Annotated in this window: 13 protein-coding genes and 1 riboswitch; of the genes, 11 read left to right on the forward strand and 2 right to left on the reverse strand. The window is 49.2% G+C overall.

The window, feature by feature from the left end; translation table 11 throughout:
- Positions 1-106 precede the first annotated feature (106 nt).
- Positions 107-207: riboswitch (purine riboswitch) on the forward strand.
- Positions 208-535: 328 nt separating this feature from the next.
- Both M3650_RS01895 and M3650_RS01900 read left to right on the forward strand, forming a co-directional pair.
- Positions 536-1,132 (forward strand): xanthine phosphoribosyltransferase, encoded by a 597-nt coding sequence (locus M3650_RS01895; protein WP_233695500.1) that lies wholly within the window; start codon positions 536-538, stop codon positions 1,130-1,132.
- Positions 1,129-2,475, forward strand: a complete 1,347-nt coding sequence (locus tag M3650_RS01900; protein WP_251571866.1) for a nucleobase:cation symporter-2 family protein — start codon at positions 1,129-1,131, stop codon at positions 2,473-2,475. The genes M3650_RS01895 and M3650_RS01900 overlap by 4 nt, the downstream gene beginning before the upstream one ends.
- Before the next feature lie 1,089 nt (positions 2,476-3,564).
- On the opposite strand, the gene M3650_RS01905 is transcribed toward M3650_RS01900, so the two are convergent.
- Entirely contained in the window at positions 3,565-5,835 is a 2,271-nt protein-coding gene (locus M3650_RS01905; protein ID WP_251571868.1) for a helix-turn-helix domain-containing protein, read from the reverse strand.
- Between the two features lie 124 nt (positions 5,836-5,959).
- Here M3650_RS01905 and M3650_RS01910 point away from each other — a divergent pair, with 124 nt between their 5' ends.
- From M3650_RS01910 to M3650_RS01930, 5 genes are all read left to right on the forward strand, one after another.
- Complete coding sequence (locus M3650_RS01910) at positions 5,960-6,979, forward strand: ABC transporter permease (RefSeq protein ID WP_251571870.1); 1,020 nt, start codon at positions 5,960-5,962, stop codon at positions 6,977-6,979.
- Positions 6,980-6,996: 17 nt separating this feature from the next.
- On the forward strand, positions 6,997-7,872 hold the full coding sequence (locus M3650_RS01915) for a carbohydrate ABC transporter permease (protein WP_251571872.1): 876 nt from the start codon (positions 6,997-6,999) through the stop codon (positions 7,870-7,872).
- 5 nt (positions 7,873-7,877) lie between these two features.
- The gene (locus tag M3650_RS01920; RefSeq protein WP_251571874.1) at positions 7,878-9,428 is read left to right on the forward strand and encodes an extracellular solute-binding protein; all 1,551 of its coding nucleotides are present in this window, start codon (positions 7,878-7,880) and stop codon (positions 9,426-9,428) included.
- Positions 9,429-9,471: 43 nt separating this feature from the next.
- Positions 9,472-10,425, forward strand: a complete 954-nt coding sequence (locus M3650_RS01925; protein WP_251571998.1) for a Gfo/Idh/MocA family protein — start codon at positions 9,472-9,474, stop codon at positions 10,423-10,425.
- A 120-nt stretch (positions 10,426-10,545) separates the two neighbouring features.
- Positions 10,546-12,849 carry an Ig-like domain-containing protein gene (locus tag M3650_RS01930; protein ID WP_251571876.1) on the forward strand — a complete coding sequence of 768 codons (2,304 nt, stop codon included), beginning with the start codon at positions 10,546-10,548 and terminating at the stop codon, positions 12,847-12,849.
- A gap of 97 nt (positions 12,850-12,946) precedes the next feature.
- On the opposite strand, the gene M3650_RS01935 is transcribed toward M3650_RS01930, so the two are convergent.
- Positions 12,947-13,810: a DegV family protein gene (locus tag M3650_RS01935; RefSeq protein ID WP_251571878.1), complete on the reverse strand. Its 864-nt coding sequence runs from the start codon at positions 13,808-13,810 to the stop codon at positions 12,947-12,949.
- A 227-nt stretch (positions 13,811-14,037) separates the two neighbouring features.
- Between M3650_RS01935 and M3650_RS01940 the strand changes: the two genes are divergently transcribed.
- From M3650_RS01940 to M3650_RS01955, 4 genes are all read left to right on the forward strand, one after another.
- On the forward strand, positions 14,038-14,220 hold the full coding sequence (locus tag M3650_RS01940; protein WP_233695507.1) for an RING finger protein: 183 nt from the start codon (positions 14,038-14,040) through the stop codon (positions 14,218-14,220).
- Positions 14,221-14,511: 291 nt separating this feature from the next.
- Positions 14,512-14,937, forward strand: a complete 426-nt coding sequence (locus tag M3650_RS01945) for a hypothetical protein (protein ID WP_233695508.1) — start codon at positions 14,512-14,514, stop codon at positions 14,935-14,937.
- A gap of 707 nt (positions 14,938-15,644) precedes the next feature.
- Positions 15,645-16,127 carry a hypothetical protein gene (locus M3650_RS01950; RefSeq protein WP_251571880.1) on the forward strand — a complete coding sequence of 161 codons (483 nt, stop codon included), beginning with the start codon at positions 15,645-15,647 and terminating at the stop codon, positions 16,125-16,127.
- A 97-nt stretch (positions 16,128-16,224) separates the two neighbouring features.
- Positions 16,225-16,773 carry a pyruvate kinase gene (locus tag M3650_RS01955; RefSeq protein ID WP_251571883.1) on the forward strand — a complete coding sequence of 183 codons (549 nt, stop codon included), beginning with the start codon at positions 16,225-16,227 and terminating at the stop codon, positions 16,771-16,773.
- Positions 16,774-16,882: the final 109 nt, after the last annotated feature.

The following is a 16,882-nucleotide window of genomic DNA, read 5'->3' on the forward strand; positions in this document are numbered from 1 at the left end:
AAATTTCTACTTTCTTTCAACCATATCTTGATGTATACTACACAAACAACATATTAATAGCACGCATGTTTAATAAGGAGGAATTGGCGCCTTTATTAAACAACGAGCAATATATCGATGTTTTTCTCGTATATGTGCAGGAATAGGCCTGCACGTCTCTACCCGATCACCGGAAATGATTGGACTACGGGGAACCTGAACGTGAATGCCACATTGAACGAGAGAGCTGATTGGCTCGTGTCATCCGGCATCATTCACGATCCTTCTCTTGACTCTCATTAGCAAGAGATATGGTTCATTATTAATGGAAATGTGAATGCCCTTGTTTGAGACAGCGCCCGCTGATTTTAGTGACGCATACTTATAACGGGGCTTCCGACTTCTCATTAGCCCGGTCTAGTTATTTCCACTTTGGAAATCAATAGATCGGGTTTTTGTGCATTTATGAGAGTCAGGCAGCATGGATGTATATCGCGATGTGCAGAACGCAATCAGACTTTTAAGATCAAACATAAGACATAAGGGGGAGCCTTCTGTGAAACAACTACAAGATAAAGTGATGCAAGAAGGATTAGTTCTAAGCAACCAAGTATTGAAAGTAGACTCTTTTTTGAATCATCAGATGGATCCAGTGTTGATGTACGAAGTGGGGAAAGAATTCGTTCGCCGTTATGCGGGAGAAAAGATTACGAAAGTACTTACCATAGAATCCTCGGGCATTGCGCCGGGCGTCATGGCTGCCTTGGAGCTGAACGTGCCACTCATCTTTGCCCGCAAGCAGAAATCATTGACCTTGCGTGATGATATTATCGTTGAGAAGATCTATTCCTTTACGAAGCAGGAGAGCAATGAAGTAACCGTATCGAAAAAATATTTGTCTGCGGACGATCGTGTACTTATTATTGACGATTTCCTGGCGAACGGGGAGGCTGCCTCCGGTTTGGCGCGCATCGTGGAACAAGTCGGCGCTACTGTAGTCGGGTTCGGCATCGTGATCGAGAAGTCGTTCCAGCCAGGACGCAGCATGCTGCTTGACGCTGGCTACCGGGTCGAATCTCTTGTACGCGTCGCTTCTCTTCAAGACGGCAAAGTAAGCTTTGTGGAAGAGGAGCAGGAGGTGCCGGCTCGATGAGCAAGGTCGACAACCATGTCTTCCAGCGCAACCGCCATCCGCTGCAGACGTTCTCGCTTGGTCTGCAGCACGTGCTTGCGATGTATGCGGGTGCGGTCATCGTTCCCATTATTGTCGGGAGCGCGCTCGGTTTCACATCAGAGCAGCTTACTTATCTCATTGGAATCGACCTGTTAATGTGCGGCATCGCGACATTGCTGCAGGTGTTCACGAATCGCTTCACGGGCATCGGCCTGCCCGTCGTACTCGGCTGCGCGTTTCAGGCTGTTACGCCCATGATTGCAATCGGCAGTGATTTTGGAATTCCGTATATATACGGCTCCATCATTGCAATGGGCCTGTTCGTCGTTCTGTTCGGTGGTCTGTTCGGCAAGCTGATTCGCCTGTTCCCTCCGGTTGTCACGGGCTCGGTCGTTACGATTATCGGGGTGACGCTTATACCGGTCGCTTTTAATGATCTGGGGGGCGGTCAGGGAAGCCCCGATTTTGGCAGTCCGGAAAATTTGCTGCTCGGCTTCGGAGTGCTTATTTTCATCGTCATTATGAATAAAGTATCGACAGGCTTCCTGCGTGCGATATCGATTCTAGTCGGATTGGCCGTCGGAACGATCGCTGCAGGGTTTATGGGGAAAGTTGATTTTACGCCTGTAATGGAAGCGGGCTGGTTCCATGCCGTGCAGCCATTCTACTTCGGCGCGCCGAAATTCAATGTCACTGCCGTACTGACGATGATTATCGTCGCAATGGTCAATATCGCTGAATCGACCGGCGTATTCATGGCGCTCGGCAAAATATTAAACCGCGATCTGGACGGCAAGGATTTGGCGCGCGGCTATCGTGCGGAAGGGCTCGCGATCATGATCGGCGGCGTGTTCAATGCCTTCCCTTACACGACATACTCGCAGAACGTCGGCCTCATCCAGATGAGCCGTGTGAAGACGCGCGATGTTATCGTCGTGGCTGGCGGCCTGCTCGTGTTGCTGGGTTTCGTGCCGAAGTTCGCAGCCTTAGCGCAGCTTATCCCGCACTCTGTATTGGGCGGAGCTATGGTCGCCATGTTCGGCATGGTCGTCTCGAGCGGTCTCCGAATGCTCGGTTCGCAGGTCGATATGAACCGCCACGAGAACTTAATCATTATCGCTTGCTCGGTCGGTATGGGACTCGGCGTTACGGTCGTCCCTGAAATATTCGAGAGCTTGCCAGAAACAATGCGCATACTGACAGACAACGGCATCGTGGCCGGTACGTTTACGGCGCTCATACTGAACCTGCTATTTAACGGATTGAAACAACCGTCAACTAATGCGGAATCTCATCATGACGAAGAGCCGCACGTAGCATAAGAATGGAACATGTATAGGATAGCCCGTACCTCTGAGGAGGACGGGCTATATTTGTATTGTTCAGCACTCATCCAGTCCGTTGGAATCTGTCCAATGTAATTTTATTCAATTACCGCGGTGGCGCTTTTCATTGGAAATGATCCAACAGAAACAGCCTTAAACCACTATATTAGAAAAAAATGGCGTGATTTGACTGGATGATTTCCAGTGGAATGATGAAACCTCTGCTTGAAATGGTGTTAACACTGTATATTTTCCAACGGCCGACAGGATGTGCGTGAATTTCCTTGGAAAGAAACCGATTTTTCAAGCTTTAAAGAACCACACAAGCTTTCTCTATCTGGACCATTTTCTCGACATTTTACCCCGTATATAGATTCGTGAAAAGACAATTATCGTGTCTATTTAGTCTTTGCCCAATCTCCCCGTAGTTCAGAAGCTTTAATCAACGGGTTGGATTCTGCCAAATGGGGGTAGTGAATCACAGGGAAACAGCTCTGCACATAGAAGGGATAATTCTGAGTGAGGTAAAGGGCAGGGTGGAGCTAGAATCAAAGATGATGAGCTGAGAAAGGGTGCATCCAGCGTATGGGAAGTTGGAGTTTCTGAGGTGACGGTAGAGTGTAGCTAGGATGATGAACAAGGAACAGGTTGCATTCATTGGCCCGGAAGTAGAGTGTTCCTGAGGTAAAGGGAGTGTGGAGCTAAGTTGATAAACTGAGAAATGGTTGCATTATTTCAATGTGCGAGGCGTGGGGGGATTCTGAGGAACGGGGAGAATGAAGCTAAGATGATGAACTAAGAACGGCCGCATTTCAGCGTACAGGAAATAAAGTGGGTTTAAGGAAAGGGCAGAGCGTATCAAAGTAGTATTGGAGGGGGGCGGTAAGGTGCAGGGATGCTTAGGCGCTTAGATGCTTAGGTGCGGGATACTGAGATGTTGAGACTGAGATATTGAGATATTGAGATGATGAGGTGGTTGTGTTGCCAAGCAACATGAGTCATGTTGTGAAACGAAAAAAAAGAACCGCGGGCAGCGGTTATGGAAACAACAGGGGCATGGCAGCTGGTGAACAGGATAGCGTTCGATCAGTCGGGCATCGCGTCGATTTTTTTGCGGTATTCACCGGGGCTGAGGCCGGTTGTGTTTTTGAACATGCGTATAAATGAATTCACGTTGTGGTAACCGACACGCGCCGCCACATCAAGGATTTTCAGTTCTGGCTGCCGCAGCAGCCGCTTCGCCTGTCTGATTCGCATGTCGTTCACATATTGGCTGAATTTCATGCCGGTCTTTTCTTTAAAGTACGTGGATACGTACCCGCTGGTCAACTGCAGTTCATCGGCGATGGTATCGAGCGAAATGTCCTCTCCGTAATGCTCTTCAATATATTGCTTCACGAACTTCGTCACCGCATCTTCCTCATGCAGCCTCTGGGCAATCAGGGCGGCGGCATCATGCAGGAAGGCGAGCAAATAGTCATGCAGCCTGCCCAAGTGGTATCCTCCTTTTACATGGTCCCAGTCAGCAAACTTCGCCTTTAGTGCTTCCGTCGGCAAGTTGAGGGCAGAGAGAACTTTGTACACGGCTTGAATGCAATCATCCGTGAACCGCTGTACGTCTTCCCCCGTCGCACGCATATCATGGAATCTGCGCATTATTTTGTCTAACCAAGACTTCAGCGCATCCTCGTTCCCGCTCACCAACACGGCGTTCAGCTGCTGCTCCTCCTGACCGGACATGGATATCTCACTCTGCGGCAACGACACGAGGATGAGCTCTGTTTCCTCATGAAACAGGCGCTGCCGCTCCATGCAGATCGTTTCCTCGTAAGCAGTGTTGAATTCGGCGGATGAGGCATATGCGGAGCTGATGGCGATCGTAAAGAACAAATATTCTTTATCGTGGTCGAAAACCTGCTTAAGTGTGTGGACGGCCTCCTCAAGTGGCTCTTCCTCTTCGCGCAGCATAACCAATGCGATAATCTGATCTCGTTCCATCTGAAAAACGAGCGCTTCCTCGTATTTGGCGGATAAAGACGATTGGATGAATTCCATCACGAAATAGGCAGTGCGTCCTGTGGAAGCTTCGGACGTCCAATCGTGGCTCTGCTTCCGATACAGCTTGAACAGTGCCAGACGGTATGGGCGTTCTTCCTGCAGCAGTTCCTGAAAATCAGCGCTTCGCGTATGTATCATTTTCAGTTTGTTCGTATAGAAATAGTGGCGCAGCAGGGAGTTTTTCCGCATCAGATCGCGATTCATGCTCTGATTGCTCATGAGCAGCTGTTGTACGTTTGAACCGATTTCCTCTAACTCCATAATCCCTTTGTATTTGAGCGCGTCCGTGCGTTTCAATTGGATTGTCCGCAGGAGACTGCGAATCGGTTGATGAATACGCATGCTGAACCAGATGGAAGCCGCCAATCCGATAACGAGAACAAGCGCTAGAATGCCGATCAGCATCCAATTAAGCTTGGCGATTTGAGCCGAGAGACTGGATGCAGAGATGACATTCACATATACGGAGCCGGTAACTGGTCCTTTTAAGTAGAAGAAAAACAGGTCTCCATCGTGTACATATTCTTTGTCCCTCTGATAAGCGGCCATCGCCTGAGCAGTATTGAAATGCTCTGCAGTGCCGAACAACAGGGAGCTAGTATCCGGGGACAGAATACCGAATCCATCCGATACCGGAGGCTGATAGGCGCGAAGGAACGCGTCCGCATTCAGAAAGGCGCTTACATAAAAATGACGCTGCAGCTTGTTCTTGACGACGAGCGGAATAAGATTTCCTTTGCGCAGCGCTTGGCTTATACCTTTCTCCGAGAATTCTCTTGCTGGGAACAGCTTAGTGGACTCCGATTGGTTGAACTGTTCCATCCAGAAGGAAGGGGAGTAGTCGGCACTGGCGTAGAACTTTCCATACATCTGTTCCGGTGTGTTGATTCCGTCCTTCTCAATGACAAGCTTCGGTTCGCGGAACGCAATGGCAATGTTGTCCACGTAAGGATAGAAGCTGCCTGACATTTTTTTGAGCTGAATCCGGATCTGGTCGGCAATGTCGTACCGGATGCGGTCGTTGTTCAGCGTAAATGAGGAGACGGCATCGTCCATGTATAAACTTAACATCGATGTTGTCAACATGCCGAGCTGCCGCTCATAGTTATCAACGGCATGCTGCAGGCCAGCTTCATTATAACGGATGATCTCCTCCTGCATGAGGGAGCGGAAGAATGCAAACGACAGCATGTGGAATGACAGCAGCAGCAAAATGATGACTAAAAAGCTGGCGAGCAATTGCATGAACAGGGAACGTCTCTGGGGCTTAATCGATTTGAACGATAGTGCGCGCGGCATGAGCTCCTCCTTTTCAATGAGCGATAAGTGAATCGCACTATAATGGTAGGTGTGATCGCAGTTCTCCACAATATTCTTTTTTTCTCATTTATATGCCGATGTTCGGATTTTAACAAATTCGCAGATGGAGCCGAAACTTTGCCGATGGGCAGGGTGCGCCATTCCGAATACGATGTCGTTGTTACGAGATGATCACGAGAGGAGGATATGCGAAATCAGACACATTCGCGTCCGGTCTGACAAGAACCTGCTGCGCAAGCTCAATCAGACCAAATATTTATGGCTGTTGTTTCTGCCTTGTTTGCTATATTATGTCGTGTTCAAGTACGCCCCGATGTTCGGTATCGTCATCTCGTTCAAGGACTACAATTTGTTCAAAGGCATTCAGGAAAGCGCTTGGGTCGGATGGAAGTATTACCGGATGTTTTTTGAGAATCCCGATTTCATGAAGCTGATGCGCAACACCTTGTTGCTCGGTGTGTACAATTTGGCGTTCGGGTTCCCAGCGCCGATTGTGTTGGCCGTGCTGTTGAACGAGGTGAAGCATTCGCTCTTCAAGCGCTTCGTGCAAACCGTCAGCTATTTGCCGCACTTTATTTCCAATGTGGTCGTTGCATCGATGGTAGTGATGTTCCTGTCGCCGACTGGGGGCATTCTCCACGAGCTGCTGAAATGGTTCGGCGCGGCCAATGCGAATGTGATGATGGAGCCCGAATGGTTCCGGACTGTATATGTCGCTTCGGAAATTTGGCAGCATGCCGGGTGGGAGACGATCATTTATTTGGCGGCGCTCACGACGATCGACCCGGTGCTGTACGAAGCGGCCGACATGGACGGAGCGGGAAGATTCCGCAAGCTGTGGCATGTCACTTTGCCTGGGATTCGCCCGACGATTATCATTTTGCTCATTTTGAATATTGGCAAGGTGCTTGAGATCGGGTTCGAGAAGGTGTTTCTGCTCTACAACCCGGCCACTTATGAAACCGCTGACATTATCGGCACCTACGTGTACCGGGTCGGACTCGTGCAAGGCAATTACAGCTACGCGACGGCGATTGATCTGTTCATGGGCATTATTAGCCTTATCTTCGTCATAGCAGCCAATACGATTAGCCGCAGGGTCGGCAATACAAGCATCTGGTGAAGGAGGTGGCATGCGTCATGAGGCAATTTTCCCAAAAAATTAGTCTGTTTCAATGCATCAATGCGCTCATCCTGGCAATCGTCGTCGTTGTAACAGTGTATCCGTTTATTTATATGGCTGTCATCTCCGTGAGCGGGGATGTATACGTCATGAGAGGCGAAGTATTTCTCTGGCCCAAAGGCTTCAACCTAAAAATGTACAGTCTCGTTTTAGGCGATCTGTCCATTTTGCAGGCGTACTTGAATACGATTATATACACCGTGTTCGGAACAGGCATCGCGCTTGTCATAACGTCAGCGGGGGCATATGCGTTATCTCGCAGCGATATGCTGTTCAACAAAGGGTTCACGTTAATGATTATATTTACAATGTTCTTCAGCGGCGGCATGATTCCCTCCTTTCTCGTCGTCAAGGAGTTGGGTATCATCGATACGGTCTGGGCAATGGTGCTGCCTGGCGCGGTAAGCACGTGGAATTTGATCATCATGCGAACTTTTTTTGCGAACATTCCGAAGGAGCTTGAAGAGTCGGGCAAGATGGACGGTCTGAACGACCTCGGCCTGTTCTTCCGCATCGCGGTTCCGTTGTCCAAAGCCTCGTTCGCCACGATCGGCTTGTTCTACGCGGTGTCGCTCTGGAACAACTTCTATTTTCCGTTGCTGTATTTGCGCGATCCGGAGCTGTTTCCGCTGCAGGTTCTGCTGCGTAATCTGGTGCTGGCGGGTCAAGTGATGTCGGGGGACGTCACGCAAATCGGGGGCGATCAACTCATCGTGGAGGAGTCGTTGAAATACGCGACGATTATGGTATCAACACTGCCGATATTGCTCGTATATCCGTTCTTGCAAAAATATTTTGTAAAGGGCGCGCTCATTGGCGCGGTAAAGGGGTGAGACAGATGAAGAAGGGTTCGGCACGCATTCAGAAGTGGACGGCTGTAGTGATAGCAGGCTCCCTGCTTGCCTTGGCACTCGCAGGCTGCGCGAAGGAAGGCGGGAAGAGCGGCGCGGAGATGGCACAGAAGGGCGGGGAGCCGCCTGATAAAAAGATATTTACGATGCTTATCGATTCGAATCCAACCTTCCCGTATAAGAAGGATTGGCCGATATGGAAATGGATTGAAGAGAAGACCGGAGTATCCCTCCGCGTGCAGCTCCCGTCGGGGAAGCTGGCCGATACGTTAAACCTGGTCATCGCCTCGAACAATTTGCCGGATTTGATGTTCATGACCGATCGCCGGACTGCCAACAAGTATGGTCAGCAGGGGGCGTTGGCGAACATTTTGGATTATGCGGACGATATGCCGAACTTCAAGAAGTGGATGGAGAAGTATCCGGAAATGGTGCGGCAGGCGTTGTCTGCGGACGGCAAGCTGTTCATGTTCCCGAATGAAGGCTTCGGGGAGACGAACCGGATGATCTGGATGTACCGGGAGGACGTGTTCGCGAAGCACGGTCTGAAGCCGCCGACCACATACGACGAGCTGTACGAAGCGGCAAAACAATTGAAAACGCTATATCCGGACAGTTACCCGTTCAGCTTCCGGTTCGGCGAAGAATTGGGTATTTTCGCCAACTTGGCGGAGAACTTTGAGACGGGCAGCGACATCTATTACCATTTCGGCTCGAAGGAGTGGGAATACGGTCCGATTCAAGACAATTATAAAAAATTGGTCGAAGCAATGCATCGGATGTACAAGGACGGCCTTATTCCGCCGGATTGGCTGTCCATCCAGACGAAGCAGTGGCAGGATATCGTGTCGACGAACAAAGCGTTCATCACGGTCGATTACATCAGCCGGATTGATTTCTTCAATATCCCGCTGCGCAAGGACGACCCGTCATTCAATCTGGCCTTCATGGAGCCGCCTGCCGGCTGGGCGGGCGCGAAGCAATTCAATCCGTACTTGCACACGCTGGAGACTGGGCTGACTGTTGCCTCCACTTCATCTCACATCACAGATGTCATGAAGTATATGGATTTCTTCTATTCCGAGGAAGCTCGTGTCATCGCGAGCTGGGGGAAAGAAGGCGAAACGTTCACGACGGAGGACGGCACGCGCAAGTTCAAGGCTGACTTCGCCGATGCGGTTGATTTGCGGTCAAAGACGGGCATCGCGACGAACGGCGCTTATACATGGATTGATTATGATTCCCAGCTCGCCCTCGCATCGGAGGATTTGCAGAAGGCTTACGAACAAGCGCGCAAGTTCGATGCGAAGCTGCAGCCGAAGCCAGCGTTCAATGAGCAGGAGACGGAGGTGCTCGCTTTGACCGGCGAAGCGGTTAAGAAGCATCGGAGCGAAAATATCGCCAAGTTTATTCTGGGCACGCGCTCCCTGTCCGATTGGGATCAGTATGTAAAGGAGGCGGAAAATCTCGGACTGCAGAAGCTGCTCGATATTTATAAGCAGGCGTATGCGCGTGCTGCTGAGTTGCAGCTCAAATGACAGATGGACCAATTGATACGAACAGGGGGGGCTTATTGTCATGATGAACGACAGTAACGCAAATAAAAAGGCGGTGTTCGATCCGGTGCATTCCCGGGAGTGGTTGCGCATCGGTATTGTCGGCACCGACACCTCTCATGCGGTCGACTTCACGGAGCTATTGAACAATAAGGAGCATCCGCATCATGTTAAGGGCGGTACGGTGACCATCGCGTATCCGGGCGGATCGCCCGATTTCGGCATGAGCATCAACCGGGTCAGAGGCTTTGCGGAGAAACTGGCCGAATCGTACGGCGTTGAGATTGCGTCTTCACCCGAAGCGGTGGCGGAGCGCTGTGACGCGATTCTGCTGGAAGCCGTGGACGGGCGCGTTCATAGCGAGCTGTTCGCGCGCATCGCCGATTACGGCAAGCCGGTGTTCATCGACAAGCCGCTCGCGGTATGCAGGGCGGATGCGGAGATGATTGCGGAGACGGCGGAACGGGCGGGCGTGACCGTTATGAGCTGTTCGGCGGTCCGTTTCGCGGAAAGCATTGCACAGTGCTTGCGGGATGTAGCGCCGGACGGGATCGTCGGGGCGGATTGCTTCGGCCCAACGGACCTGGAGCCTACTCAGCCGGGCTTGTTCTGGTACGGCATTCATACGGCGGATATGCTGTATGCTTTGCTGGGCCGAGGCTGCCGCAGTGTCCGTGCCGCATCCAGCGAAGGGCATGACATGGTCATCGGCGAATGGGCGGATGGCCGTATCGGCACACTGCGCGGCAACCGTGTAGGGAACCGCAAGTTCGGCGGCACTGTCCATACGAAGAAAGCGACGGTGTACGTCGATGTGTACGCGCACGCCAAACCGTATTACGCCAGCATGCTGGAGCAGGTAATGGCCATGTTCCGAACGGGAGCCGTTCCCGTCGAGCTGAGTGAAACGCTGGAAATTATCCGTTTTATTGAAGCGGCTAATGAGAGCCGGCAAACAGGCAGGATCGTGCAATTATAATCACGAGTTTAACAAAGCAGCCGAATTTGCTCCCGTCCTGCCTCGTTATGCAATGGGGAAGTGGTAAACAACCTCATTAATTGAGTGTTAACAACCTCTATAACGTGGAGCGTGATTCAGATGAAGCGTAGTGCCGTAAAATGCCTTAGCGTTGTTGTGCAGGTAATGTGCTGTGCGGTTCTATTGTTGACAACGGTGGTGTCTGTGATGCCTAGTGCGGGTCTGAGCGCAGGGAAATCCTTCATCACCATCGATCAGGTTCAGGAAACGGAGGGCAAGCGCTTCATCATCACCGGGAGTTATGACGGTGTGTATAACGTCGTGCTGTCCGTGGCGGGCCGTGAGACAGTCGGTACGCAAATGATCCCGACCCTTGGCCCGCATGCGGGAACATGGACAGCGACATGGGACGCTTCCGCTTATGACGGGGATATGGAAATCGTGGCTCGCGGCAATGATGCTGCGACTCGATATGGTGTATGGTCACCGTTCATAACCGTCTCGGTAGACAATCCGCTGCTCAGCAAGCCGAAGGTAAGGGTAACCGGACCAGCAGATGGAGAAGTCGTAAGCGGACAGGTGAAGGTACGGGTGTCGGTAGACAGCAAGAATCCGGTGGCGAGTGTCGAAGTGAGAGTGACTGGACAGCCGTGGCAGACGGCCCAGCAGACGGATGGCGGATATGAATTTCTCTGGAATCCACCCAGTGATGAACGTCTCGTCTACGCCATCCAAGCAAGGGCAACAGACAGTGTCGGAAATATCGGGATGAGCTTAACCACGTACGTGAAGCCCGAGTCCGAAGTGGATGATAATGGTGCGGAAGAAGAGCATGCCGTCTTGCCGCGTCAGGACCGCGCCATGTGGATCTGGGAGCCGTCGTCGTACACATTGCTGCTCAATCCGGGCTCCCGCGACGTGCTGGAGCAATTTGCGAACGATACGACTACGTTCCCCTCTCAGCCCGTGACGACGCTCTATTACGCGACTGGCAAATATGCCGGTATGGAGATGCTCGAGGATGAGTCGGCACAGGTGGAGGAATTCGTAAAGTGGTCGCATGAACAGGGATTTCAGGTTCATGCGTTAATTGCCGGCGGGACATCACCGCCTTATATTGCCGTCTATCCGCAGTATCATGACGATGCGGTCCGCGAAATTGAAAGCGTCATCAATTATAATTTGGCAGCAGATGAGGCCGCTCGGTTCGACGGCGTCAATATTGATATCGAGCCTTATATATTGCCTGATTTCGCAGACAGAGCCCCTTTTTTGCAGCAGCAATATTTAATGCTCATGGATAAGATGAAGAGCAGGGTGGATGTGTCCAAAACGAAAATCGCCTTCGGACCAGCCATTCCCCGGTGGTACGATACGAATGTCAACACGAAGGCGGTGGAGTGGAAGGGAACGGTGAAGCCGTTATCCGAGCACATCCAGGATATAAGCGATTATATTAGTATTATGGATTACCGCGATACAGCATCCGGCAGTGCGGGCATTATCGCAGGGGCGCAGAACGAGCTGGATTATGCGGAGTCCATCGGGAAGGTGAATTCGGTCGTCATCGGAGTCGAAACGCTCGATGTCGCCAGCAGCGGTGACCCTGAAACGATAACGTTCCGGGAAGAGGGGCGTGTGGCGATGGAAGCGGAGTTGGCTCTGGTGTACGACGCCTTTGCGGCGTATTCCTCTTTTGCAGGCGTTGCCGTGCATCATTACGACTCGTACAGGGAGCTGCCATCCGATTGGAGCCGGAACCGTTATGCTTGGAATCCGCTGCCGGACTCGGAGCCGCCTACTCAGCCTGGAAATCTTCAAGCCGAGGAGCTCGATTACGAGCAGATTACGCTCCGCTTCGATAGGGCGTCCGACAATCAGGAAGTGAGCAGGTATTTGATTTATCGCGGAACGGAAGCCGGCTTCATACCCGATCCTGACGGATATGAGGCTCAAGTGCGTGGGTTGTCGTATAAGGATGTCGGATTGCTCCCGAATACGACGTACTGTTATCGCGTCGCCGCCGTCGACCTAGCAGGCAATGTCGGCCCGATGTCCGGTGAGAGCTGCGCAACGACGGGAGCGACGGATTTAAAGCCAATGGTTATCGGCAGCATGGCGGCTGCGGTAAATAACGGCAAAGTGAAGGTGACGCTTCAAGTGGTCGATGCGAAGACTAACGTGCCGGTGACTGCGGCGGTATACGGACGCTTCGAATTCGCTTCAGGCAAGTACCAGCAAGGGGCAACGGATGCAGCCGGCTTCTACACCGCCACTTCCGAAGCATTGGCTCCCGGTCTGCTGGTGGGGTTCAAGCCAGATCGGATCGCGGCTGCCTCGTATTATTGGGCCCAAGCGCACGACCGCCCGCATTCCGTACGGATATATACGGATGAGACGACGCCAGGAAGCCCTTTGCGATAGCGAAGGTGGGAGTGTAAGATGAGGAGCGGCCTATGGTGAGGCCGCTCCTTCGTGTGCGGGGGGATGTTCAGTTCATATGTAGCAGCCTGCGTACCATTTATTTGTATGATTTGTTTCTGAAAAATAACGCTAGCGTACCTGGTCCCGAGTGAGCGCCGATGGCGCATCCGATGGAGCTGGTAATGAAATTGTTCAGGCCAAAGCGTTCTTGAATCATCTGCTTCAACGATTCCAACGCTTCCTCGTCGTCACCATGAGCGATGCCGATAAGCTGCTCTTTATCCTCCAAATTAGCACGCTCTCCCAACAGGTCGGCAAGGCGTATAATCGATTTTTTTCTGCCCCGCACTTTATCGATTGGGATTAACTTGCCATCCTCCACATCCAATACCGGCTTAATGTTCAACAGTCCGCCGATTACTGCGGACGACTTGCTGACCCGCCCGCCGCGGTACAAATATTCCAGATCGTCAACGGTGAACACGTGCTCCATCTGCTTCGCGAGCAGTTCGGTTCGAGACGTGATCTCTGCTCTGGACAGACCTTCGCGCACCCAGAGCGCCGCTTGATGCACGACGAGTCCGAAGCCTAGCGATGCGCATTTGGTGTCGATAATATCGCAGGCGAAGGAAGGATATTCTTCCTGCACCATTTCAAGCATCATGCGCGAGGAAGCATACGTCCCGGAAAGCTCGGAAGAAAAAGCGATGTATACCGCCTCATCTCCTGCCTTCGCGATCGCCTCGAACGTTTCTTTGAACCGTTCCATCGGCACTTGAGATGTCTTATACACGAGGCCATTCCGCATGCCATCGAACAGCTGTTTCGGCAGTATGGTGATGCCGTCCTCGAATTGATCGCTATCTATGGTCACAACGATCGGCATTACCGTAATGCCCAACTGTTCAACAATGGAATGAGGCATGTCGATTGCGCTGTCTGTAAGAATATGAATAGTCATCTGATCTACGCTCCTCATACGGATTGTTTCTTCTATCATAACATGAGATGCTGCAACTTCCATGAAGAATTGTACAGCTGATTGTATGCACTTTGATCTTGTCGTACGGACTGACCGAAGCCGTTCATCAGTGTATGAATATTACGAAGGCAGCGCTCATACAAGTAGAGAAAGGATGCAAGTCTGCATTCGTATTACGAGCTAGTGCTAAAGGGAGAGAGAAGTTCATGGCGAAGAACAAACGCGGCAAAGCATTGTGGAACATGCCGTCGCACGGACGAGGGACATGTCCGGTCTGCAGCAGCACCCGCATCAAGCTGCTCTACACGCGAACGAAGGGGAACGGCACGGCGCTGAAGGTGTGCAAAAAATGCTTCAATGCGGCTCAGGAACGGATTGACGCATCGTAAAGTCAAAGTGAGAGAAAACGAGTGAAGACGGCCATTGGCCGTCTTTTGCCATAGATTAAGACGAAGTTCGAACCATCTCCCAAATGCCTTTCACGCTAGATTGAGACTGGAATTTATTTAGAAATATTGCGGGAAAATATCGGCATTATCAGATGATGTTAACAAAAGACGTCATTAAACCACCGGGAAATGTAATAACAGTCTAGTTAAAATTGTTGAACTAATTTATTACAATAGTACAAGGAAGTGTACACTTCACTAACTATAAACAATAAAGGAGAATGATAGCTTATGAAAAAGATGATTCTTACCATTTCCGCACTGTGCATGTTGGTTTCGGCCAGTCCGGTATTCGCCCACAACGCAAGTGCCGCTCCGCAAAATCAAGCAAGTGAATTTGGGACGCTGGCATCCTATGGTTACGGATTCGAACTAAGCAGAGATGAAAAGGATAAAAGCGGAACTTTCTATGCAGCCAGCAATAAGGTGAAATTATATGTTACGCAAAAAGGCGACAGAAGCAGCGCCACCGAAGTCAAATATACTTTAGTTCAAGTAAACGATGACGGTTGGGAAACGTATGGCTCTGTCGTTGTAGATGGCAACACTAGAGACGAGTATGTAAAAACATTTAATGTCGAAAAAAATAATAAGTATTATTTCCTGATCACCAACAAAGGTAAGTCGGTACGCGGCAATATTGAAGCAACACACTAATCGTTTTGAACTGTCTGGAAAAAACGGCATCATCATCTTTTCCGGAACCAGAAAAAGGTATAGCTTCTCAATTTATGAGGAGGCTGTACCTTTTTTTGCATAATAAGGTATCAAAATTAGTGGGTGAGTCCGATGATTCAAAACCGACAAAGGATGAAAAAAAGGCGGTTTCTCATTCAAAAAATGAATAAAAGTCGTCTTTTTTGTTGTGTAAATCAGATACTCCGAATAAATTTCTTCTTTAGTGGACTTAAGTGAGGATAGCCAAGCCATCTTTGTAGCGGATAAAAGAAAAAAATCTATAAAAGGAGAGTAAATATATATTTTAGAAAATCTAGAGATGAAAAAAATATCTTGCTTCATTAACAATATTTGGTTATATTATATATATTTCCCAATAAATTGAAAAACTTACTTCATTATGTTAGGCGTTAGGGAGGCTGAATTTTGAAATTGTTTGAGAGGGTACTAGAGCTAATAAAATGTAGGAGCGTAAAACGATGAGAAAAAAATCTTTCTTTCAATCTCTAATTCGCAAGACTGCAATGGTTGCTGCATTCCTTATCTTTTTCTTAACTGCTACGCACACATATGCATTAAATGCGCAAGCCGATTTGTAATTTAATCACAGTCAGATAGAATTAAAGGACGATAACTCATCACGAACGGATATTTCAGATTACCCTGATTCGCATGGAAATGATAGTATGTTTGTTGTTCCAGCGCTTCCATGGATAGGTTGGGGAATTGGACAATTAATAGGTTGGTTAACAGCAGGAGCGGCCGTCACAATTGTCACGATTGAATTGGCTGGAGAAACATATGCTTTTGTCAATGAAATGGCGGAAGCAATCAGCAAAAGTAAAAAAGAAGACAAGCCTAGATTTTATGTAGCTAAATCTCGAAATGGAAACAAAGAACCTTTACTTGTCGAAAAACCATTAGGGGAAGGCGAAGCTGAATTATGGTTAAAAGCAAGTATTCATAACGAAGTATGGGCAGTAAGCGATAAGGATGCGAAAGGTCTTGCCATGAGAGTAGGGCAAGGGAAATTTGTAGGACCTGAGAATCACTGGCAGACAGGATATAACGATACTCGCTATTATTATCATTATCATGGTGGCAGCAGAGGAGACACAGGCCATATCTTTTACGGAACAAGTAATTTTTTGGGTAAAAATAAAAGATAATAATCTTCGATAGTTCAGCAAGAATAAAATGCTCTAGTACCTTCTCAACTAAATTTAATTTTAATGCGATAAGATGAAATTGAAAAGAGGGAGAAAATTGAATCTCGACATCAACAAGTTATTCAAAAAATACTTGACTTTAGATATTCCAAATCCTTTCACTCTAGAGCAAATCAATAAAAGATTTAAAGATTGCTATTTTGCTGAGGAAGTGGATATACACTATTTTTCTGATTTGGAAAAAGATCCGCATGCTAATTTTAATACAGTTGTAAAAGCTTATATATTCCGAGATGAGCGAGGAATTAAGGAACTTCTTAAGCTTAACCCTGACGAGTATTTAGAATGTTATCATCCCAATGGAATTAACATCATTCTTAACTCAGAGGATCAGACATATTTGTCAGGTGCTACAGAGCAAGGTATGTCATTCTTGCTAGGTCTTGAGACAAGTATTTTCTGTGGGATATCACAAGAAGACATGGCGCTTGGAAATGAGAAGTTCGAAGATTATTTGAAGGCACTATATTTAGCGGGATATATTCAATTTGAAGACGACTCACTGATTGAGAGAGCCTATCAGCGTTATCGAGACGGGTACACACTAAAATGGTATGGATTAACTGACGGAGAATCAACATTTTAATGAAATAATTATCAAAATAAACTTTAAGTGACTGGGTTTCTCGTCGAGCGCAGTCATTTTCTTGCCTATTGGATAATGCACAAGGTCATTCCACGTTGTTTACAAGAGT

The organism is Paenibacillus sp. MER TA 81-3, from assembly GCF_023713585.1.
Classification (GTDB): domain Bacteria; phylum Bacillota; class Bacilli; order Paenibacillales; family Paenibacillaceae; genus Paenibacillus_B; species Paenibacillus_B profundus.